The organism is Lacticaseibacillus camelliae DSM 22697 = JCM 13995 (genome assembly GCF_001311195.1).
Lineage (GTDB): Bacteria > Bacillota > Bacilli > Lactobacillales > Lactobacillaceae > Lacticaseibacillus > Lacticaseibacillus camelliae.
This window is the reverse complement of the sequence record NZ_BBAJ01000008.1, coordinates 24,242-45,412: the sequence shown is the minus strand read 5'-3', so window position 1 is coordinate 45,412 and position 21,171 is coordinate 24,242. Positions and strand designations below refer to the sequence as shown.

General features: G+C 57.7%; 10 protein-coding genes and 9 pseudogenes. 5 read left to right on the top strand and 14 right to left on the bottom strand.

The genetic code is table 11. From position 1 onward, the window contains the following. Positions 1 to 50: 50 nt before the first annotated feature. Entirely contained in the window at positions 51 to 1,427 is a 1,377-nt protein-coding gene (locus JCM13995_RS02685) for an MFS transporter (RefSeq protein ID WP_054662197.1), read from the top strand. Between the two features lie 56 nt (positions 1,428 to 1,483). Here JCM13995_RS02685 and sfsA read toward each other — a convergent pair. The 5 genes and pseudogenes from sfsA to JCM13995_RS02660 all read right to left on the bottom strand — a co-directional run bounded on the left by sfsA (position 1,484) and on the right by JCM13995_RS02660 (position 6,351). After that, positions 1,484 to 2,206: pseudogene (gene sfsA / locus JCM13995_RS17465) on the bottom strand (DNA/RNA nuclease SfsA). Positions 2,207 to 2,302: 96 nt separating this feature from the next. Beyond that, positions 2,303 to 2,764 carry a universal stress protein gene (locus tag JCM13995_RS02675; protein WP_054662194.1) on the bottom strand — a complete coding sequence of 154 codons (462 nt, stop codon included), beginning with the start codon at positions 2,762 to 2,764 and terminating at the stop codon, positions 2,303 to 2,305. Between the two features lie 138 nt (positions 2,765 to 2,902). Continuing rightward, positions 2,903 to 3,712, bottom strand: a complete 810-nt coding sequence (locus JCM13995_RS02670) for a DUF2785 domain-containing protein (RefSeq protein WP_054662191.1) — start codon at positions 3,710 to 3,712, stop codon at positions 2,903 to 2,905. A gap of 589 nt (positions 3,713 to 4,301) precedes the next feature. Next, positions 4,302 to 5,393 (bottom strand): annotated as a pseudogene (locus tag JCM13995_RS02665) (metallophosphoesterase family protein). Between the two features lie 42 nt (positions 5,394 to 5,435). Then, positions 5,436 to 6,351 (bottom strand): annotated as a pseudogene (locus JCM13995_RS02660) (1,4-dihydroxy-2-naphthoate polyprenyltransferase). An 86-nt stretch (positions 6,352 to 6,437) separates the two neighbouring features. Here JCM13995_RS02660 and JCM13995_RS02655 point away from each other — a divergent pair. Continuing rightward, positions 6,438 to 7,405 (top strand): annotated as a pseudogene (locus tag JCM13995_RS02655) (polyprenyl synthetase family protein). 65 nt (positions 7,406 to 7,470) lie between these two features. Here JCM13995_RS02655 and cydC read toward each other — a convergent pair. From cydC to JCM13995_RS02630, 5 genes and pseudogenes are all read right to left on the bottom strand, one after another. Next, positions 7,471 to 9,186: pseudogene (gene cydC, locus JCM13995_RS02650) on the bottom strand (thiol reductant ABC exporter subunit CydC). Beyond that, positions 9,173 to 10,911, bottom strand: a pseudogene (gene cydD, locus JCM13995_RS02645) (thiol reductant ABC exporter subunit CydD). Before cydD ends, cydC begins: the two co-directional pseudogenes overlap by 14 nt. Before the next feature lie 28 nt (positions 10,912 to 10,939). Next, positions 10,940 to 11,947 carry a cytochrome d ubiquinol oxidase subunit II gene (gene cydB / locus JCM13995_RS02640; protein ID WP_054662188.1) on the bottom strand — a complete coding sequence of 336 codons (1,008 nt, stop codon included), beginning with the start codon at positions 11,945 to 11,947 and terminating at the stop codon, positions 10,940 to 10,942. Then, positions 11,944 to 13,319: pseudogene (locus tag JCM13995_RS02635) on the bottom strand (cytochrome ubiquinol oxidase subunit I). The gene cydB and the pseudogene JCM13995_RS02635 overlap by 4 nt, the downstream one beginning before the upstream one ends. A gap of 196 nt (positions 13,320 to 13,515) precedes the next feature. Beyond that, positions 13,516 to 14,820, bottom strand: coding sequence for a pyrimidine-nucleoside phosphorylase (locus tag JCM13995_RS02630; RefSeq protein ID WP_054662186.1), 1,305 nt, complete (start codon positions 14,818 to 14,820; stop codon positions 13,516 to 13,518). Positions 14,821 to 14,936: 116 nt separating this feature from the next. Between JCM13995_RS02630 and add the strand changes: the two genes are divergently transcribed. After that, on the top strand, positions 14,937 to 15,956 hold the full coding sequence (add, locus tag JCM13995_RS02625; protein WP_054662183.1) for an adenosine deaminase: 1,020 nt from the start codon (positions 14,937 to 14,939) through the stop codon (positions 15,954 to 15,956). 62 nt (positions 15,957 to 16,018) lie between these two features. On the opposite strand, the gene JCM13995_RS02620 is transcribed toward add, so the two are convergent. Beyond that, the gene (locus JCM13995_RS02620; RefSeq protein ID WP_054662180.1) at positions 16,019 to 17,464 is read right to left on the bottom strand and encodes an amino acid permease; all 1,446 of its coding nucleotides are present in this window, start codon (positions 17,462 to 17,464) and stop codon (positions 16,019 to 16,021) included. 158 nt (positions 17,465 to 17,622) lie between these two features. Further along, positions 17,623 to 18,789, bottom strand: coding sequence for a GNAT family N-acetyltransferase (locus JCM13995_RS02615; protein ID WP_054662177.1), 1,167 nt, complete (start codon positions 18,787 to 18,789; stop codon positions 17,623 to 17,625). Positions 18,790 to 18,941: 152 nt separating this feature from the next. Between JCM13995_RS02615 and JCM13995_RS02610 the strand changes: the two genes are divergently transcribed. Then, positions 18,942 to 19,181, top strand: a complete 240-nt coding sequence (locus tag JCM13995_RS02610) for a hypothetical protein (RefSeq protein ID WP_054662174.1) — start codon at positions 18,942 to 18,944, stop codon at positions 19,179 to 19,181. Between the two features lies 1 nt (position 19,182). Here the strand turns inward: JCM13995_RS02610 and JCM13995_RS02605 are convergent. Then, positions 19,183 to 19,676: pseudogene (locus JCM13995_RS02605) on the bottom strand (hypothetical protein). Between the two features lie 140 nt (positions 19,677 to 19,816). On the opposite strand from JCM13995_RS02605, the pseudogene JCM13995_RS17460 reads away from it, so the two are divergent. Continuing rightward, positions 19,817 to 20,003 (top strand): annotated as a pseudogene (locus JCM13995_RS17460) (hypothetical protein). A 61-nt stretch (positions 20,004 to 20,064) separates the two neighbouring features. Here the strand turns inward: JCM13995_RS17460 and JCM13995_RS02600 are convergent. Further along, positions 20,065 to 21,165: a cysteine desulfurase family protein gene (locus tag JCM13995_RS02600; protein ID WP_054662171.1), complete on the bottom strand. Its 1,101-nt coding sequence runs from the start codon at positions 21,163 to 21,165 to the stop codon at positions 20,065 to 20,067. Between the last annotated feature and the right edge of the window lie 6 nt (positions 21,166 to 21,171).

Below are 21,171 nucleotides of genomic sequence, written 5' to 3'. Positions count from 1 at the left end.
TAAGGGTTGCCTAATAAGTGACCCAAAGCATTTAGAGAGGATGAGTTTTTTTGTCGCAATCACAATCGGTTTCAGGCACCAAGCACACCGCGTTTATCGTGACGTTGCTGACCGGCACGTTTTCCATGTCGATCTCACAGTCATCGCTGAGTACCGCCTATCCAGCCTTCATGAAAAGCTTTGGCCTCAGCGCCAGCACCGTCTCCTGGCTGACCACCGGCTTCATGCTGGTGATGAGCCTGATGATTCCAGTCTCGCCATGGCTGCTGAACAACGTTGGGTTTAAGCGGCTGTTTCAAAGCATTGTCGCCCTGTTCGCGGTGGGAACGGTCTTTTGCATCTGGGCCCCAAGCTTCACGGTCCTGATGATCGGGCGGTTAATGGAGGCCTTGGCCGTGGGGATCATTTTTCCCAGTTACCAAACCGTGCTGCTGACGATCACGCCGCGCGAAGCACGCGGGCGGACCATGGGCCTCGCCGGTCTGGTCATGGGTTCGGCCCTAGCGGTCGGTCCCATCATTTCCGGGGTGCTGCTCAGCTTCTTCCCGTGGCAGGCGCTGTTCGCCCTGTTTCTGATCGTTGCGCTGATGGTCTTGGCAGCCTCCACTGTCACGATCACCGATGTGATGCCCAAGGACCTGTCCACGCTGGACTGGCTGTCGGTGATCCTCGCCGCCAGCTTCCCGGCCCTGCTGTACGTACTGTCTGAAGCCACCCACGCCGGCATGAACGCGGCGCTGTGGACCATCCTGATCGTCTCGGTGCTGGCCGCGCTCTGGTTCACCGCCCGCCAGTTGAAGATGAAAAAGCCGCTGCTGGAACTGCGCGTGTTCAAAACCTCGCTGTTCACTAAAGCGGTGCTGATGACGGGCATTTCCTACATTGCGTTGATCGTCACGACCATTGTGATGCCGCTGTACTTCCAGGACGTGCTGAAGGTCTCCCCGCTGATCTCCGGGCTGTCACTAGTCCCTGCCGCGGTCCTGCTTAGCCTGCTGAATCCGCGCGCTGGGTCGCTGCTGGATAAAATTGGGCCGCGGCGCGTGGTCACCATCGGCATGAGCCTGATTGTCATCGGGTTCATCATGCTGGGGCTGCTCGTCGGCCGCATGCCGCTGATTGTCGCAATCATTGGCGCCATGTTCACTGAGGCCGGCAACGCGTTTGTCATGATGCCGGCGGTGACCGCTGGCGCCAATGCGCTGCCCAAATCGCTGATTTCCGACGGCACCGCGGTGACCACCACGATTCGCCAGCTGCTCGGCTCCACCGGCGTTGCCGTGGCCACCATGATCCTGAGTACTGTCCAGGCGGCGACTGGCAGCCAGAATGCCGGCTTCACGGCCACCTTCTTCGTCTTTGCGGCGGTCGGCGTGGTCGGCCTACTGCTGGGGTTGACCATGCTGGAAAACAAGCTGCCTAACTAAAAAATGGCTCGGTACCGCTTCGCTCAAAAGTTTGAGGAAGCGGCGCCGAGCTTTTTTTAATCCAGTTTGATTTCTTCAAATGGCAAGTTTTCATCGAACAAGATTGGCTGGTCGAGGGTAATCTCAGCCGGCCCCGTGTGGCAGGTCATGGCGATGAACTGCACGCCGGCGCTTGGCTGCTGTGATGGCAGGGGCCAGCTCCGGAAACCGAGCCTTGAAAATCGTCATGCTGGTAATGCCAGGCAGCTGCACCACAAACACAAGAAAGGCGCGGTAGCCGCTTTGGGCCGCATGCGTCAGCGTGTGCACATGCTTCAGACCGCGGACGGTCGGCGCATCGGGGAACGCTGCGCGCGGACCGTTGGCCAAGGTCACGCCTTTGACCTCAACAAACCAGTCCTGACCGCCTGCATCCTGACCCGCAAAATCCAGCCGGCTGTCCAGGTAGGTCGTTTCCGGCCGCACCTGATAAGGTTCGACGCACGCCGCAGCACTAAGCTGCCGTCATTCAGCGCGGCGTTCACCACGCGGTTCGGGGCCAGACTATCGATGTTGATCCACCGCTGGGCGCGCTGGACGGCCAGAATGTCGTAAGGCGTTTTGCGCGCAGGATTGTCAGCCTTGCGCACGCTGATTGGCGCGCCGGGAAGCAGGAGTTCCTTGTTGCGGCCAGTGTTGCTGAGGTGTGCTGCCACGTGCTCTCCCTTGAGGTCGACCGTGACCGTGAAGCGGCTCACGCGCTTAACGACGCGGCCGATAACGACATTTGAATATTTCACCATGACCTCCGACTAAGTTCGAACTCACAACGCACGAATGGCTAGGTTGCTTCGCACACCTGACAAAAAAAGCCGGCAATCACTGCCGGCAGCCGGTTAACGAACAATAATCACCGAGGCATCCGCTTCGCGCGCAATTTCCGCGGCGACATGCCCCAAGCGAGAGCGGCCGCGCCGCTCGTGCGAGCCCAAAACAATCAGGTCTGGCTTGAAGGCCGGCACGATCTCGTCGAGAATGACGGCGGCTGGTTTGCCTTCCCCAATCAGCGGCTGAACGTCTTGCGCGCCGAACGCCTCCGCCTTTTCGACGTAGGTGTTCAGGTGGGCGGCCATTTGGCTGCGCCGGTCCGCTAACAAGTCCGGGGAAAGCGATTGATAAATGTTCAGATCGCCGGTTTCCAGGACCGAGACGATGCCAAGCGGGATATTGTAGATTTTGGCCAGCGTTGCCGCGTAGTTAAACGCCTTGTGTGATGAGTCGTCATCGTCGTCATCAACCGCAAGCAGCAGCCGGTTGTAATGCATTGATTCAACTTCAAAATCCTGTTCAGTTGCCATGTGCACTCCTCCTTGGTTTGACCGCGGCAAGCCGCGGGCTGAAGCTTCCCCTTGATTATACCGCACCAGTCGGCATTAAGGGACTAATCGCTCGCGCCGAAAGCACCGAGCCGATGAGGGAAAAAGTCCGTCAAGCCACTAACTTTCGAGGTAGCCATTTTCGCGGTAGTAATGCCTGAGCAGAGGTAAACAGGCCTGCTGCAGGCTCGGCGCGAGAAAATAAAGTGTCTGAAGCACCCGCTTCCAGGCACTGAGGCGATAACCCGCCGCCCGCTCTGAGTCGGCGCCTTGCCACAGGGCCTGATCCGTGGCCGTCAAGAAATGGGTCAGGGTGGCTTGACTCAAAGTATGGGCCTGCAGTCCCTGCTTCAAGGCATTGGCCAGGCGCTCCTCCTCATCCTCGGCCAAGGGTTGAATGATCCGGTCAAGCACGGCGCGGACCGTGCCCAGCACCACTTCCTGTCGGGCAGACCCAAAAAGCGGATGGGCCAGCGCCGCCGCCAAAAGGTCGCTGCCATGCGCCAGCGCGTGGGCGAAGCCGTGGCCGGCCACATAGCCGCGCCAGTCACGCTCGCGGTAAAGGTACTCCAACGCCCACTGAAACCACAGGCCACGGTCAGTGCGGGTTAAAAAAGGCCTTTGCGCATCCGCCTGCAAGATGCAGGACCCGATTAACGCGGTGAAACTGCGCAGAAAAACGGCATTGTTTTGAGGCGCGTCAATGCCGGAGAAAATCTGTTTAGAGGCAACGATTGCGTCGTTGACCCGTCGTTGTTGCGCGGCTGTAAAACCGCCAGCCAACACGCCACGCGCAATCAGCGTGAAGGTCAGGTCGTCGCGAATGTGCCCGTCCAAATCTCCAACATGCGCAATGAGCCACGCCACGTCGGCCCCTGTGAACGTCAGCGGATCCGCCTCGTTCAATTTTGCTTCCAACGCCTGCTGCATCCAGCTCGCCTTCTTTGGCTCCATGATAACGGACCCGTGCGCCCTCGGCAATCCGAAAAAAAGCACAAAAAATAGGCTTCAAATCGGATCTTGCACTAATCACGATTCGAAGCCCTTTAAGAGTTAAGGTGATCCTCGGTACTGCTAAGTTGCTTACTAGAAACTTGGATACTGCGACACCTCTAATATCTCTTATTCACTTGTACGGTCCGACAACTTGAAGTACTTTGGTGCTGCCAGATAACTTGGCGTTGTGTGTTGTTACTTTATTCAACCGATATGCACCTTTATCTCGTCGCCATTCCGCTTGGATTATTGAGCCTCTTTAACAGACTCACACCTCCATTAAACTGACAACTTTCTGGTTCTATCAGGTAGTTCACTTGGTGGCACAGAATCAACTGTGTCTTGGCTCTAATCATGTGTTGGACAACCGGCACTTTCGAGCAGGTCTTGATGGTGCTAGTGCTTGGATCTCTCCGAGTGACATCCCTTAACTCCATCTATAATATACCATGGTCCGCGAAAAGGTGCAAGCGCTTACGCCGTTATTTTTTTTGAAGAAAAATTGCGTTCTTTCCAGCGCTCGTCAGTAGCGGAATTGGCGGAGCGGGCTGGCCGCGCCGTAGCCGAATTCCCGCAGCATTCGCGCCTCCTGGTCAATGGAAACAATGTACCCTGCATACTCGCTGGGCGTGTTGATCAGCCGGTTCCACTTGCGGTTGTAATTAGTCGTCAACCCGTGCAGCCGGCCCATCAGCGCCGAGCAGTTCAGCAGGCTGTAATGCAGGCCGTTCACGCGGTAGTCTTCTTCTGTGTGCCAGTGCCCCGCCAGATAGGCAATGATTTTGCCGCTCGTCTGCGAGAAATCGAACCGGGCGCTGCCGCCAAAATCAGGATCAGTGCCGCATTCGACCCGGCCGGTGAGCTTGGCGTTAAAGGCGCGCAACAACTCGTGCAGCGGGCGACCGTTGAACTTCAGCCCCGGCTTGCCGCTGCGCACCATCGCCGGCGCGTGTGCCATGATCAGCACGTCGCGGCGGCCAGCCCCAGCCAGCGCGTCGCTCAGCTCTTGAAGCTGCTCGGCGGTGACGGCCAGGGTCTTCTTTAAATCATAGTTGCGGCGGCCGCCCACCCAGCGCACCGGCACATCCGAGGTGTTCAGGACAATGACGCGCACCGTGCCGGCGTCGAAGAAGGACAGGCCATGGCGGGTCACGGCCGGGCCGCCAACCTGCTGCGTCATCGGGCGAAAGACCGTGTCGTTAAACACCCAAGGGTGAAAACTGCCGGCAAACCGGCGATTTTTTTTCGGCGTACTTGTCATTATCGTCATGGTTGCCCTTCGCGATCACAAACGGCAAATCGTCAGCTTTGAAGTCCGCGGCGATGTTGCGCAGCCGCCACATGGTCATAAACGCCGGCTCCGAGCCGTCAACCAGATCCCCCAAGTGAATGCGCCAGCTCACCGGCAGCTCGCCGGCCAGCCAGTGCTGCTCCTGCACGTGCCAGTAGCCGTTGGCCCATAGTAGGTGCGCGAAAAGGCGGTCCGGTCATGGGTATCCGTGATCACGGCCAGATTCAGCGCCGAGGCCGGCAACTGAGGCCGTACCCACTCGGCAAACTGGGTCAGATCAGCCTTGGCAAAACGGCGAATCGAAATATTCGGCAGCAGTCTCATCTTGTCCTCCTTGCGGCGCCGCGTCGGCGCCACTCATTTTAATCAGAAGTTCACCAGCACGCCCAACCCCATGAACACGACCTGCGCGAGCGTCGTCAGAAATAGACTCTTGATCGCCAGTGGGAACGTTTCGGTTTTCACCGGCCGCTTAGCAAAGGTCCGCACGTTGCGCACCACAATGGGCACGGTCACTAGCGTCAGCAACGTCAGCACCGGCAGAATCCGCATCCACACGGCGATGATCAAAGCCGCGTACCCCACCGTGTAGAGTCCGGCAAAGAAGGTCAGACTACGCTTGCGGCCCAGGTAGTACACGATTGTCCGCCGGTTCAACTGTTTGTCCTCTTCCTCGTCGGCAATGTTGTTCGCGAGCAGTAGCGCGGCGATGGCGCCTTGCGCCAGGCCCGAGGCCAGCAGGACCGGCCAGACAAACGCCCAGTTAAAGGTGACGACCGAAAACACATTCACGTAGACGGCAATCAGGAAGATCACAAATCCCATGGTAAAACCGGAGAAAAGCTCACCGGTCGGGGTGCTTGAGATCGGGCGCGGGCCGCCGGCGTAGCAATAGCCAACTGCGAAGCTAAACAGACCCAGCCATAGCAGCGGCCATCCGGTCCGGGTCACCATCCAGAGTCCCAACGCCCCACTGACTGTCATCATGCCCACGATCAGCCAGCCAATCATACTTGGATTCAGGTGCTCGCGGCCGATGATGTTGGTCTTTTTGCGAAAGGCCTCGGCCTCCTCACGCTGGGCTCGGCGGTAGTCTTGGTAGTTGTCGTTGGCGTCCACGGCCATATTGAACAGAAGCATCGCAATAAAAAAACACGATCAGCTCCGGCAGGTGCAGGGTGTGATAATGATACCAAGCGTACAGCGTACCCATCAGAAAAGGAAACACGGACGCGGTTTTTGCTTTGATCTCAACCAGTTCAAAAAACACTTTTGGCTTCAAATTCTTTCCCCCTAATCCTCGGTCTTAGCGTTGACACTGTTAAAGTGGCTGGGGTAGAGTTGACGTACAAAGTGGAGGTCAACGTGATGGTCCAGCCGCAGTGGCAACAGTATCCCGAAGTTTATGAAAAACTCGCCTTGGTGCAGACCCGCCTGGCAGACCGCACCCGCCTGCGCGTGCCGCCGGTCAACGCCCGCGTGCAGGCGCAGGTGAAAGCCGGCGGCAAAATGCTCCGCAGTGGCTCATGTTCATGCTAGCGCGTTTCCATAGCATTGACAATCCGGCCCTGATTTCGGCCGGTGCGGCGATCGAAGCCCTGCACCTGGCCACCCTTGAGCACGATGACGTGTTGGACACGGCGGCCACGCGCCGCGGCATGCCGACGCTGACCGCCACTGCCGGCAACAAGGCTGCCATTTACGCCGGCGACTTTCTTTTCTCGGTCTACTTTGAACTGCTGGCAGAAGCCGCACCTACCGTCGACAACGTCGGCACCAACGCCCGCATCATGCACCGCATTTTCATGGGCGAGCTTGACCAAAACGCCGTCAGCCGCGGCACCAAACTGACGGTACACCAGTACTTGCGGCAGATCAGCGGCAAAACGGCGGCGCTGTTCGGCCTGGCCGCTTACCAAGGTGCAACTCTGTCTGGTGCCTCCGCCGCCGAGCAAACCGCCGCATATCGCTACGGTCGCTGCGTCGGCATGGCCTTTCAAATGATCGACGACCTGCTTGACCTCACCGGCCGCCCGACCCAGACGCAAAAACCGCGGCTGGAAGACCTGCAAAACGGCATCTACACCCTGCCGGTGTTGTACGCCTTGCAACAGGACGACGGCACGCTGGCGGCCCTGCTTGATCAGATTGGGACTGAAGACCAGGCCTTGCTGCAGGCCGCCACGCTGATCACCCAAACCGGGGTCCCCGCCGCAGAAAATCTCGCCACGGCCTACACCAGCAAGGCACTGGCGGCACTGGCGGCATTTCCGGCCGGGGCCGCGCGCGACGAGCTGCGTGACCTGACAAAACGACTCCTGGCAAGAACCAAGTAAACCTTACGCTGCCCGCATGCCAAAATGACCAGCTGACGATTCACGCCAACTGGTCATTTTTTGACTTAATCACCGGCATCCAGTGCGTACAGGCGCTGGTACCGCTCGTTATTCGCCATCAGCGTCGCCGGCTTGCCGGCCATCGTCAACTTGCCATCTTCCAGGAAGATCACCTGATCGCACTGGCTGACCCCTTGCAGGTGATGGGTCACCCACAGCACGGTTTTACCGGCCAGCACCCTGAACATCGTATCCAAGAGCGCTTGCTCGGTAATGGGATCAAGTCCCACCGTTGGCTCATCAAGCAGCACAATGGGGGCGTCCTGAAGCAGGATCCGAGCCAGTGACAGCCGCTGGCGCTCCCCACCGGAAAAGCCAAACCCCGCCTCTTCGACCGGAGTGTCCATCCCTTTCGGCAGACCGGCGATCAGCTCATCCAACTGCACTTCCTTAAGCACGCGCTGAACGTCTTCATCGCTGGCGGACTCGTTGCCGAGCCGCACGTTGTTCAGAATGGAGGTATTGAACAGAAATGGGCTTTGGTCCAGGATCGCAAACAACTTGGTGCGCTGATCCTGGTACTGCAACACGTTGACACCATCCAGCGTGACCGCCCCGCGCGTCGGCGTCAGGTCGCCTAAGATCAGCTGAAGCAGCGTGGTTTTGCCCATGCCGCTGGGGCCCAAAATGGCGAGCTTCTCGCCGGCCTTCACCGTCAGCGCCAGCTGATCGATCAGGACCTCGCTGTCCGCATCGTACTGGAAGACCAGATTTTGCACGTTGAGCGCCCCCACGCTCTTTGGCGCGGCCAACTGCTTGGGCAGACTGCGCGTGGTGGGCTTCAGGCCGTTCAGGTGAGCCAGCGCCGTCTTGTACGTCGGCCACTCGCCGATCCCTTGGGCCACGTTGGAAAAGGCCATGGACAGCGGGAACATCACGAGGACAAAGGCCCCGATCCAGTCCGCGGTCAGCTGCGTGCCGGCAAAATACCAGCTCGCCCAGACCATCAAGCTGCTGGAATCGCGCCAAAGAACAAATCTGAGACAAAATCGCGGGCCCACTGAAACATTTTGGAGTGATGAGTCGACACGGCCAACTTGGCGGTCGCCGCGCTGGCCTGGGCCACAAACGTGTCCTGGCGGTGAGTAATGGCCCAGTCAGAAAGGCCAAGCACGGCGTCGGTCAGATCCACGTAAGCTTTTTGGGTGAGCTCCTTCTGGCGCAGTTTGCGTTTGGTTTCAATCAGCAGTCCCCACCACGGGATCAGTACGATTTGCACCAGCAACAGCAGCAAGACCCAAAGCGCAAAGCGCCAGTCAAAGATGCCCAGCCCCAGCGTGATCAGCAGCGTTAAGGTGCCGGCGACCACAGTTGGAAAAATCGCGCGCAGATACATGTTTTGAATGTGTCCAATGTCGTCGCTCAGCAGGCTGAGGATGTCACCGGTTTGGTGATGCTCCTGCACAAACGCGGCGTCGGTTTCGAGGACTTGGTATAACTTGCGGCGCATGTGACTCGTGATCTTGAGGACAATTGTGCGACGTCAGCCGCTCCAAGTACTGAAACACTGGCCGCCCGATCCCAAACGCCCGGGTCAGCACGACCGGCACGTAAATCGCGGCAAACAGCGGCATGGTGGCCGCAAAATCGATCAGGTAACCCGAGGTGAACATCAACGCGCCGGCGCAGAAATAGGTGAGTACGCCGAGGGCCAGTGACCAGAACAACAGATTCTTGTACCGACGGAGGTCCGGTTTGACCCAAGTGTCATTTTTGAACATTGAACTCACCTCGCATTTCTGCAACCAAGGCTTGATAGGGTTGCGAGTGGGCTTGCAGGTCCGCCGGTGTCCCCTGGGCCACGATCTTGCCCTCTGCCATGACGATCACCCAGTCCATTTGGTTGAGCCAATGGAGCCGATGCGTGGCAAAAATCACCAGCCGGTCCTTGAAAAGCGGCACCAGCGTCGCCTTCAGCGCGGCCTCAGTTTCAATGTCTAAGTGGGCAGTGGGTTCATCAAACAGCCAGACTTGTCGTTTGGTATCCAGCAGCGTCCGGGCCAGCGCGATGCGTTGGGCCTGACCGCCGGAAATCCCCCGACCGCCTTCGCCAATGCGTGTTTCCAGCCCCTCAGACAGCGTCTCAAGCCAGCTGGTCAGGCCGGCTTGGGCAACCGCCGCGGCCACCTCAGCCGCAGTGGCGGTTGGGCGATAGAACTTAACATTTTCCGCAATGGAGGCCGCAAAAATGTACGGCGCCTGCGGAATGTAGGACAGGTGGTCCTGCCAGGCCGGCTGGGCCAAATGGGGCAGCGCGTGCCCATTAAGCGTAAAGGGTGTCGAACCTTCAGCCGGCTGCAGGAACCCACCAATCAGGTTCAGCAGCGTAGACTTACCAGAACCACTGGGCCCGATGATGGCGACCTTTTGTCCGCCATGCAGCGAGAAGCTGGCATCGGTGACGCCGGTGTCCCGCCCAGTAGGTAAAGTTCAGGTGTGAAGCCGCGAGCGTTGCGTCGTGGTCCCAGCCGGTCAGCTCCGGCAGCCCTGGCGTGGGCGTCGGCACCGGCTGGGCCAGCACCGTCAGCACCGCATTCATCGCGTTCTTGCCGTTCAGCGTGGCGTGATAGTCGTTGCCGAACTCGCGGATCGGCATGAAGTACTCCGGTGCAAGAATCAGCGCGACCATTGCGCGGTACAGCGCCAGCGTCCCGTTCAGGAGGTCAATGCCCATGAACACCGCAACGATGGCAATCGACAGCGTCGAGAAAAAGTCCATCGCAAAGCTCGACAACATCGCAATTTTGAGCACCTTCATCGTCTGCTTGCGGTAGCGCTCGGACACTTGGTAGACGTTGTCCGCGTACTGCTTGGAAATGCCCATCAGCTGCAAGGTCTTAAGCCCGCGCAGCGAGTCGATGAACTGGTTGGACATCGACTGAAAGCCGGCGTACTGCTTCTGCGATTCATCGCGGGCGGCGTAGCAGGATGATCATGAACAGGATGATCACCGGAAACATGATGAGCAGCGCGATGCCGGTCAGGTGCTGCTGCATGAAGATGTAAACAAGCAGCACCCAGGGAATGATCATCATGTTGAGAATTTTATTCAAAATCAGTTCAATATAATTTTGCGTTTCTGGAATGCCGTCCAGCGCCATGGTCACCAAGTTCCCGGTGCCTTCGGTGGCCGCTTCGGCCGGTCCCAGGGCGTACACTTTGGCCAAGAGCTGACGCTGCAGATTACCCGCAGTCTTGCGAGCGAACCGCTCGGCGATCACGTTCCGGATCCAGGTGATGAACTGGCGCAAGGTGTAGGCGACCGCGAACCCGATCACGAACACCCAGATGCCGGTCAGTGGTTTGCGCTGCCAGGCGTGCACGATACCAGCGGCCAGAAAGTGACCTTGGCCTAAAATGACAAATGCTTGCACGAGCGCCAGCCCGGCAAGCATTGTCATAATCGTGCGCATGCCCGGCAAACGCATCAGTCGTTTGTCGATCATACTGTAAACTCCTTTGATTACCTAAACATCAGGCATTGCCTTTTGGTGCGATGCGCTTGTGAAAGACCACGTAACTCCAGATGAAGTAAGCCAGCGCGATCGGCAGCAGCACGCAGGTGACCCCGGTCATAATTTCCAGCGTCAGCGGACTGGCCGACGCGTCGGCGATCATGATCGAGTGCGCCGCGTTTTGCGCAATCATCACCCGTGGGAACAGGCCGTTGAAGATCAAGCCGACCACCAAGGCGAGCCCCATGCCGGAGCCGATGAACGACACCAGTTCCTTGTCCTTGAGCACCCCGTAATGCTGGATCACCGCCGCGCAGACGATCAGCAAAATGATCAGCGTGGTGGAAATTGGCCGCTTCGCAAAGAAGTCCGTGAAGAAGAACACCAGCAGCGCGAAGACGACCTCACCAGCGTAAAGCACCCAGGACAGCACTTGGTTGTACTGACGGGCGCGTGCACGCAGCGGACCGGTGGTCTTCAGCCGGATGAAGTTCAACCCGTGCATGAAGCACATCAGCGTGACGGCCACCCCGCCAACGATTGTCAGCAGGTTGATCTGGTTGCCCAGCGTCGCAAAGACATTGCCCTGCGCGTCGATCGGCAGCGGCTGAATGATCGCCGTAAAAATCATTCCGAGGATGAACGGCGGAATCAGTGAGCCGCAGAACAGCGCCCAGCGCCAGATACTGCGTCCGCGCGCGCTTTCCGCATGAGCGGCAAACTCAAACGACACGCCGCGAATGATCAGCCCGAACAACACCAGGAAGAACAGGATGTAAAATCCGGAGAACAGGCTGGCGTACCAAAGCGGATACGATGCGAACATCGCCCCGCCGGCGGTGATCAGCCACACCTCGTTGCCATCCCAGTGCGGACCGATCGTGGCGACCAACTGGGTCCGCTCGTCCTCGTTGTGGGCGAGCAGCCTAGTGGCCATGCCAACGCCGTAGTCAAACCCTTCCAGGAAGAAGAAGCCAATAAACAAGACCGCAAGCAACAGAAACCAGAGAATTTGTAAGCCGCTCATTTTGCGAACGCCTCCTTAGCAAACGGATCCTTGGCGACCCCGTAATCGGTGTCCAGCGGTCCATCCGGCCCTTTTACCAGTACGCGGTGACTGTAATAAATCATCACCCCGCCCAGCAGGCTGAAAATCAGGAAGTAAACAATGTTCGTAAACAACAGCTCGCCAGCGGTAGTGGTCGGCGATACCGCATCGGCGATCGTGTACAACCCGTACACGACCCACGGGTAACGACCCAGTTCGGTGATGAACCAGCCGCGGTGTTGGCAATAAATGGCAGCCACAGCGCCAGCCCCGTCAGGTAGAGGAGCCACCGCTTGTTCTCAATGGTGTCCTTCTTTTTGCGGGAGAACCACAAAACAGCCGCAGCCCCGATAATTAGGCCCGTGCCGATCCCGGCCATGACCCGGAACGACCAGAACAGCGTCTTGACCGGCACGTAGTAATTCTTGTTCGCGCCGTACTTCTTCTCCAGCTCCTTGTTGACGGTGTCCATGCCTTTGACGCTGCCGCTCATTTTGTGATAGGACAAAAGGCTCAGCAGGTAGGGCACATCGACGTTATCCTTGACCGTGTGATTCTTGGTGTCGATCAACTCGACGACCGCCCATGGCGCCGGATCCTTGGTATCCTTGTAAATTCCTTCAGTGGCCGCAAACTTCATCGGCTGATCGTTCATCATAAACCGTGTCTGCAAGTCGCCGACCGCGACCACGCCGATTGAGGCGACCAGCCCAATGGTCAGACCGATACGCATGGATTTCTTGTAGAACTCAACGTGATCGTGCTTGAGGATTCGCCAGGCGGACATGCCTGAAACGGCAAACGCCGCGGTGACAAAGGCGCCAAACACCACGTGCGGGAACTCGACCCACAGCTGGGGATTACTGATCACGGCCATGAAGTTGACCAGCTTGACGCGGCCAGTCGCCTGATTAATGGCAAACCCGGTCGGGTGCTGCATGAACGAGTTCGCGCTCAAAATCCAAATTGCCGACAGCGTCGTGCCGAGCCACACAAACCAAATCAACGCGGCGTGGGCGGCGGGCTTAAAGCGATCCCACGTGAACATCCACAGGCCGATGAACGTCGACTCCATGAAAAATGCCAACAGCGCTTCGATCGCCAGCGGCGCCCCAAAAATATCTCCCATGAACCGGGAGTAATTCGACCAGTTCATCCCGAACTGGAACTCCTGAATAATACCGGTGACGACCCCAACGGCGAAGCTCAACAGGAAGATCCTGCCCCAAAACTTCGTCATTTTTTTGTACATTTCGTTCTTCGTACGCACATATCGGGTCTCCATAATTGCGGTGACAAGCGCCATCCCAATCGAAAACGGAACGAAGAAGAAGTGGAAAACAGTCGTCATGGCAAATTGAAACCGTGCAAGACTAAGTACAGACAACCCTGCAATCATCGCCATAACCTCCTTGCGGTGCCGCATTTGGCACCGAAATTTGCGACGTCCCCCACGTCGAAAAAAAGTGCTTACACTTGTACGGTTCCAGTTTAGCACCAGGACTATAAAAAAAACACGATTTCCCTGCCGGAAAACCGTGCCTTGCTTAGCCTTGAATCACTTTTTTGATCAGCTGGAACTTGGCCGGCGCGCTTTGGCCAATTGTGAAAGCCCGCTGCACCGCCTGTTCAATGGCGGAAGTGTCCTGGCTGTCGGTGTGCAGTGTCGCCAGCGTATCCCCAACGCTGACAGGGGTGCCAAGCTTTTTGTGTAACACCAGGCCCACCGCCAAATCGAGTTGGTCATCCTTTTGCGCCCGGCCGCCGCCCAAGCGCATCGCGGCCAACCCCAACGCATCCGTGTCAATACCAGTCACGACGCCGGCTTGCGTCGCCTTGACGTCCACGCGGTACTTCGCCTGAGGCAGCAGACGGGGATCATCCACCACCGCCGGGTCGCCGCCTTGCGCCTTGATCAGCTGTTTAAAGGCATTTAAGGCGCGCCCGTCGCGCAGGGCGTCTTCCGCCATGCCAATGGCCTGTTCGAGACTTTGGGTCTTGCCGCCAAGCACCAGCATGTGAGCGGCTAAGGTCACGGTCAGGTCACGGACATCCCTGGGGCCGCGGTTTTTCAGGATCGCGATGCTTTCCGCAATTTCAAGCGAATTGCCGATCGTGATCCCCAGCGGCTGGTCCATGTTCGTCAGCAGCGCCACACTTTTGACCCCTGCCTGCTTGGCGATAGCCACCAGCGCTTGCGCCAGCTTTTCCGCCTGCGCCTCGGTTTTCATAAACGCGCCGTTGCCGACCTTGACGTCGAAAACCAACGCATTGGTGCCAGAGGCGATTTTCTTGGACATGATCGAACTGGCGATCAGCGGAATCGACTCCACCGTGGCGGTGACGTCCCGCAGCGCGTAGAGGCGCCGATCCGCCGGAGCCAGGTCGCCGGAAGCGGAGACGATGGCCTGGTGAATGGTAGCGACCTGCGCTTTGAATTCTTGCTCGGACAAGTCCACGCGAAACCCTGGAATACTTTCCAGCTTGTCCAGCGTCCCGCCGGTGTGACCAAGCCCGCGCCCAGAAATCATGGGCACCGGTACGCCGAGGCACGCCACCAGCGGCGTCAAGGGGATGCTGATCTTATCACCGACCCCGCCAGTCGAGTGCTTGTCGACCTTGATGCCGGGAATGTCCGAGAGATCCAGCCGGTCGCCGGAATTGAGCATCGCCAGCGCCAGTTCGGCCTGTTCCGCGTCCCCCATGCCTTTGAAGTATGTCGCCATCAGAAAGGCACTCATTTGGTAGTCAGGAATCTCATCCTTGACGTAGCCTGTGATCATCCAGTTAATTTCCTCTTTGGTCAGTGTCTGGCCGTCGCGTTTTTTCGCGATCAGATCCACCATGCGCATCGCGATCCCTGCTTTCCTGTGTGATACATCTATTGTAGCAGAATCCGAAAAGCGTGTTGAAACCGATTACCAGCCGGGCCAGTATGGTACACTGCAAGTAGTTAAGGAGGGCGAACATGGACGAAAAAGTGTTACATGACATCGGTAAAGTGGAGCTTCATTGTCATCTCGACGGCTCGCTGAGCCTGGAAATGATCCGCAAACTGGCCAAACGCATCGATTTGGCGCTACCAGCAAGCGACGCCGACCTGCGCAAGCTGGTGACGGCGCCGCCGGAAAGTGAAGACCTGATGGACTACCTGAAGACCTTTGACTTCATTCGGCCGCTGCTTCAGTCCAAAGAAGCCCTCGAGATGGCTGCGTATGACGTGGTGGCTCAGGCCGCCGCCGAAAACGTCCGCTACATTGAGGTGCGCTTTGCCCCCAACCAATCGACTGACGAAGGATTGTCCGTCGCCGAAGCCACTACCGCGGTCGTTGCTGGGCTGCACCGCGCGATGAGCCAGTTCGACATCATCGCCCGCGCCTTGGTGTGCGGAATGCGCCAGCTGCCACTTGGGACAACGGGGCACATGTTCGAGCTGACCGCCCCGCTGCTGACTCACGGCCTGGTCGGCGGTGATTTTGCCGGTAACGAAGGCGCCTTCCCTACCGCCGCCATCGCCCCAGCCATCAAGCAGGCCCAGCAGCTCAGTGTCCCGTTAACGCTGCACGCCGGTGAGTGCCATGAGCCGGCAAACATTGCCAAGGCCTTGCAGCTTGGCCTTCGCCGCATCGGCCATGCCACCGCCATTTATGACCAGCCGGCGCTGATTCACCAGTTTGTGAACGCCGGCGCCACCGCCGAGCTCTGTCTGACCTCAAACCTGCAGACCAAGGCGGCGCGCAGTCTCAAAGAATTTCCGTACCGCGCTTTGCACGAAGCCTGCGCAAAGATCACCATCAACACCGACAACCGCACGGTGTCCAACACCACCCTGACGCGCGAGTACTGGCTCTTCGCCCAGAACTTTGGGGTGACGCTGAAGGACCTGCTCGCCTTCAACCACACCGCCGTCGACGCGGCTTTCTGCTCTGAAGCGCAAAAAGCCGTGCTGCATGCGCGGCTTGAAAAAGACTATCAACGTTACCTATGATTCAGCGCCAAAAAAAGTGAAACGCCACCTTGCCAATTGCAAGCAAGGTGGCGTTTTTCGACTTATTTACCTGCAAGAGTCGGCTGCTGCCGGCGCGCAATGGCCGGCAGGATCAGGCCAAGCGCCAAGAACAGGAGCGGGGTGACCACGTTCAACCCCATCTGGAACCACCAGGTCTCCGGGTCAGCGGCGTAACTGATTTTCGGCATCATCCCCATCAGGCAGGCAAACGCGGTGAAGAAGAAGCACCAGCCGCCGATCACCATGCCCAGCCGGGGATTTTTGACGAACTCGTAATCCGACTTGAACCGGTCAAGGTGCTTGTTCAGCAGAATGTAGGCCAGGAACACCCAGAGGTACCGCAACGGCATGACCACAGAATTCAGGTTCAGCAGCCAGTTGTACAACATATTCATGTTGCCGATGCCCAAGGCCGGCACCACAATCAGCAAACTGACCAGCACCCCTGTCATCAGGTATCCGTTCACCGGTGTCCCGTTCTTGTTCAGCTTGCGCAACCCGCGCGGCACAAAGGCCGGGTCCGCGTCGCCCAGCAAGATTTTCAGCGGCGCATCGATTGAAAACGCAAGCGCTGATATCTGCGCCATCGTTTGGGCCAGCGCGTACAAGATCACGAACAAGTTGCCGACGTGGTAGTACCCACCGAGCTTGGCAAAGGCAAGGTAAGCCCCGTTGGCCATCAAATCCTGCGGAATGTGGCGCGAGTTGAACAGCATGCCCATCCCAAAACTGCCAAGGATCGCGCACAAGGCGACCATGCCAGCCAGCACTAGCATCCCCAGCGGAAATTCCTTGCTGGCGTGCTTCGTGCTGTTGACATATGGCGAAATTTTCTCCGCGCCGCCAACGGCAAACACCAGCATCGACAAAGTGGTGAAGTAATTCAGGTTGAAGTTCGGCAGGTATGTGCTGAGCCGGTCCATGCGCGGCGTGGCGATTGGTGTCCCTTTCACCATGAACGGCGCAGACACCGCCAGAATGATGAACAGCAGTGACATGATGAACATCGCGGTCCCCGCCACAGAACCAATGCGATTCAGGGTGGTCAAGCCGCGCGACGATAACCAGAGGAACGCGAGAAACAGCGCCAGGCAAATCAACGACACTGTGATCGAAGATACCTCGTTGACGAACTTACCGTTGCCCTTAAAGAGCCAACTCAGCGAAATCAGGATACCCTGCGGCTTTTGCGCCAGATATGGCACGTGCACCACCCAGTAGGTCCAGGCCGCATAATAGGCCAGGCGCTTCGTCGATGTTCGCTTGATCCAGCTGGACACACCGCCGCTTTCGTCCTTGAATGCCGATCCCAGCTGGCCGACGATCAGCGCATACGGCACAAAATACAGCAGCATGATGAGCACCCATGAAGTGACCACGGAAAGACCCTGCTGGGCGTAATTGTTGACGACGTTGCCCAGGCCCCACACGGCCACGAAGGCGATCAGGGCAACGTTGTACCAGCGCAGCTTTTTGCTTTCTTCCATGAAGATTCCCCCTACTTTTAACCTGAAATCACAAACCTGGTTTAGTGTACGGGAATGGGCCGGAAGATTCGGTGAACCGGCAGTCAAAATCTGATGAGAAAGCGGTTAATATGGGCAAAAAAATACCGCCATAAGATCAGCGGTATTGGTGAATTCACTTAGAAGTAATCATACAGCTGCGCTTGACGGCTGATGAAAGCCGCACCGACGCTGGTGATGGTGAACGGATCGCCGTCGATCAAGCCAAGGTTATAGGCATCCTGAAGTGGCCGGACGCCAAACGTCGCCTTGACTAGCTGTTGAATCGACAATGAGATCTGCGGCGTGCCGGCCGCCTTTTCGAACGTCGTCTGACCATCGTCCAGGGCCAGCGACCACACCCCTGCGTTTTCGGGAATGTAATCGTCGGTAATCGCAATCAGCGTGGGCGCCAGATCCGTCACCTGATACGGATAGCGCTGCATGAAGTCGGCCACGTCCACGATCCGTGCCATCATGTACGCGTGAACCGAAGTCTGAAGCTGGCTGGGGTCCGGCAGCAAATCGTGCAGCGATTCCGGGTTGCCAGTGGTGTAAACGAAACGCCGATACGCCGTGCGGTGGCCGCCAATGAAGCGGGCCAGCGCCAGCAGCGTGTCCAGGTCGTCGTGAAACTGCTCCACAATGCGGAACGTGTCCGGGTCGCGCTGGTAAATCACATAGCCCGTGGGCCGGTCCCCCAGCGTTGCCACTGCGACCTCGCGCGCCGGGTAATGGTCGGCCAGGTTCTGCCACCACCAGTCGGCCCGCCGCAGGCCGCCACGGGTCGCATCCAAGCTGCGCGCGTATACTTCTTGCATCGCTGTGATTGCCGCCCGAAACGGCACCCGGTGCACCGTGATCTCGGCGCTGCGCTGCGGGACCTTGGGAAAAGCGGCAGCCGGCAGGATGTGCTCAACCTGATCGAACGCACCTTCGTAGCCGAACCGGCGATAGAAAGTGCTGGAAAAAGGCGCCAAGTAAGACAGCGTTTCGCCTGCTGCCCGCATATCCTTGAAGGCTTCTTTCATGATGGCGCTGATCCCGCCGTTGCCGGCGGTTTCTGGATAGGAGGCCACGTAGCCGAGCCCACTCATTTGATACGTAGTGCCCGCAAAATCGACCTCAAAATGAGTACCTAGCACCCCACTTTCGAGCGGCTCACCGACGCCCCAAGCGCTGGAATGCGCGTACAGGCTGGCAAACGCGCGGTCCCGACTTGCGCTTTGCGGTAAGTTAAAGGCATAACGGGCCAGCGCGTAGTACGCAGCCTCATCTGAAGCAGTCAACCGAGCAACTGAAGCCATAGTTTCCTCCCTGAATCGTTAATGCGTTAAGTATACCGTATCCGCGACACGATTTCTTAAGTGTAAAAGCGCACAAACTTCACAATTTCGCTGAGGATTGTGCACATCCCGTCGCTAAGATGAATTTATCGAAAGCGGAAAGGATGAGTTTTATGGAACTGAATCAAAAGCATGTCGTCGCCGCCCAGCTCGAGACGATCAAATACCCGAAAATCATTGCCCACACAGAGAACGGGTCGTCACTGACCATTGAAACCAACGAAAAACAGCGCGATGACCCCGCGTTTTGGCAGGCCATCAGCGCTATTCTCAAAGCTCACTTGTGGGTTCCAGTGTCGACAAGGCTGCATCAGTTGACCGATTCAGACTGGCTGATGCCAGACCCAGCCTAAATCACTTGGCCTCCTGCCACTGCCGAAAGCGCGCCGAGGCGACGATCAACGTCACTGCCGCATCCTTGGACAGCGCGGCAGTCACAGTCGCCAAATGGCCCGAGGTTGCCACCGCGCCGATGACCTCCAGGCCGAACTTAACAATGTTTAAGTCCTTCTTGGCCTCGTAGCCGTCCTCGAACACCGGCTCATGGTTGTAAGTAAAGTTGAGCTCATCTTTGGTGATGGACCATCCACATGGTTGACCATGATTCGGTCCTCCACCTGCGCCAGCGCCTGGTCATCCGCCATCAAGTTGAGCTTGTGATCGGATTCTTCGCGGTCATACGTGCCCTGTTTCATCACCAGGTACGCAGCGGCCGGCTGAGCGAGCAACTTCAGGTAGTCCACGCCGGCCAGCACTTTGTCCGTCGGCATCATCTCCGCCTTATCCAATAACTGATCATTGTGCGCCTCTAGCCAGTCAGCCAGTTCACTGATTCCAAATTGATCCATTATGTCCTCCACGCTTTCAGTGCCGGAACGCTCCGGCCGAGTCAAAACATCAAAAACATTGTACCATTGTCCACAGCCCAGCCCAAGGTTCGGTGACTTGCCACCCCTGCTATAATAGAGTTAAGGAGGGATGATTATGCCTGACATCAAAAAAACGGCCGTTGCCGGTGTTTGATGCGGAAGGCCGGCCCTTGCGTCTAAAACCGCGGATCACGTACAAACTGCGCGTAAAAAAACGGCTACATCTTGGCGCTGACATCCAATCAGCATCAAACCCGCTTACCGAATCTCGTCAACTTACATGAAGACAATCCCCACACCAAATAAGGGGTGATGATCACGTGGTCAAGCCACGTGATTTTTTGCGGCAATCCCCATCGACTGCCGCTCAGGCATAAGCGGAGTTGATGGCCGCAACCACGGTGTGCACTTCTTCAGCGGTATTGCTCATCCCCAGTGAAAGGCGAATAAAGCGTGAAGCCGATGCCGCGGTTAGGCCCAATGCCAGCAGCGTCTTGTCCGGGCGGGGGTCCTTAATGCTGCAGGCGCTCACCGTTGACAGGCAAATGCCGTGCTGACCAAGCCAAGTGGCCGCTTCTTGCCCCTGCGTGTGGGGCAGGATCAACCCAATGATTCCGGGATAAGCCGCCCATGGTGCGACCGGCGTAATGGAAGGTGCAAGCCCGGCCAGCAGTTGGCTTTTGAGCGTCGTTAAATGGTCAAAAAGTCTCGGCTGCGCTGTCATCGCCTCGTCAAACGCCGTCTCAGCACTGATAATCGCAGCGGTATCCATGGTCCCTGGCAAGTACCCATTCTGTTGAAAAACGTGGTTGAAGCGCGGTTTAGACGGCACGGTCGGCGCCAGAGATAAAAAGCCACAACTTTTGGGCCCATTGAACTTGTGGGCACTCACAGAAAAGCCCGCCACTGTGCTTAACGCCAATGGCACCTTGGCGATTCCTTGAACAGCATCCACAAATAAGGGCACCTGATGCGTCTGCGCCACCCTGTTCAGTGCCGTGATCTCCTGCACAATTCCCGTGATGCCATTCACCGCCTGGACAATAATCAGTGCTGTATCGGCAGAAATCGCACTGTTAAGGCCAGCAGGCGTCACCTGACCATGGTGATCGACAGGCAGCTCCTTGACGCGAAAGCCCTGGGTGCTGGCTAACCTGCTAGCAATTTCGTACACCGAGGAATGCTCAAGTGGGCTGATCAACAGCTCCCGCCTTGCACTTGCCGCCGCCAACGCCTCAATACCCAACTGATTGGCCTCGGTACCGCCACTCGTAAAAATTAAACTGTCCGGAGCGACATGCAGACGGTCGGCGATTGACTGCCGGGCCTCCTGCACCAAGCCCCCTGCGGCCGTGCCCGGTTCGTGTAGACTTTCGGGATTGCTGTAATAGTCCTGGGCAACCTGATTGTAAGCCGCGAGGGCATCTTTGCTCATCGGCGTTGTTGCAGCATGATCAAAATAAATCATTTTATC

What these genes read in the sequence shown, in the direction of transcription:
- JCM13995_RS02675 (WP_054662194.1), bottom strand. Translation starts at nt 2,764, where the DNA reads ATGGCAACTGAACAGGATTTTGAAGTTGAATCAATGCATTACAACCGG.
- JCM13995_RS02670 (WP_054662191.1), bottom strand. Translation starts at nt 3,712, where the DNA reads ATGCAGCAGGCGTTGGAAGCAAAATTGAACGAGGCGGATCCGCTGACG.
- cydB (WP_054662188.1), bottom strand. Translation starts at nt 11,947, where the DNA reads ATGAGCGGCTTACAAATTCTCTGGTTTCTGTTGCTTGCGGTCTTGTTT.
- JCM13995_RS02630 (WP_054662186.1), bottom strand. Translation starts at nt 14,820, where the DNA reads ATGCGCATGGTGGATCTGATCGCGAAAAAACGCGACGGCCAGACACTG.
- add (WP_054662183.1), top strand. Translation starts at nt 14,937, where the DNA reads ATGGACGAAAAAGTGTTACATGACATCGGTAAAGTGGAGCTTCATTGT.
- JCM13995_RS02620 (WP_054662180.1), bottom strand. Translation starts at nt 17,464, where the DNA reads ATGGAAGAAAGCAAAAAGCTGCGCTGGTACAACGTTGCCCTGATCGCC.
- JCM13995_RS02615 (WP_054662177.1), bottom strand. Translation starts at nt 18,789, where the DNA reads ATGGCTTCAGTTGCTCGGTTGACTGCTTCAGATGAGGCTGCGTACTAC.
- JCM13995_RS02610 (WP_054662174.1), top strand. Translation starts at nt 18,942, where the DNA reads ATGGAACTGAATCAAAAGCATGTCGTCGCCGCCCAGCTCGAGACGATC.
- JCM13995_RS02600 (WP_054662171.1), bottom strand. Translation starts at nt 21,165, where the DNA reads ATGATTTATTTTGATCATGCTGCAACAACGCCGATGAGCAAAGATGCC.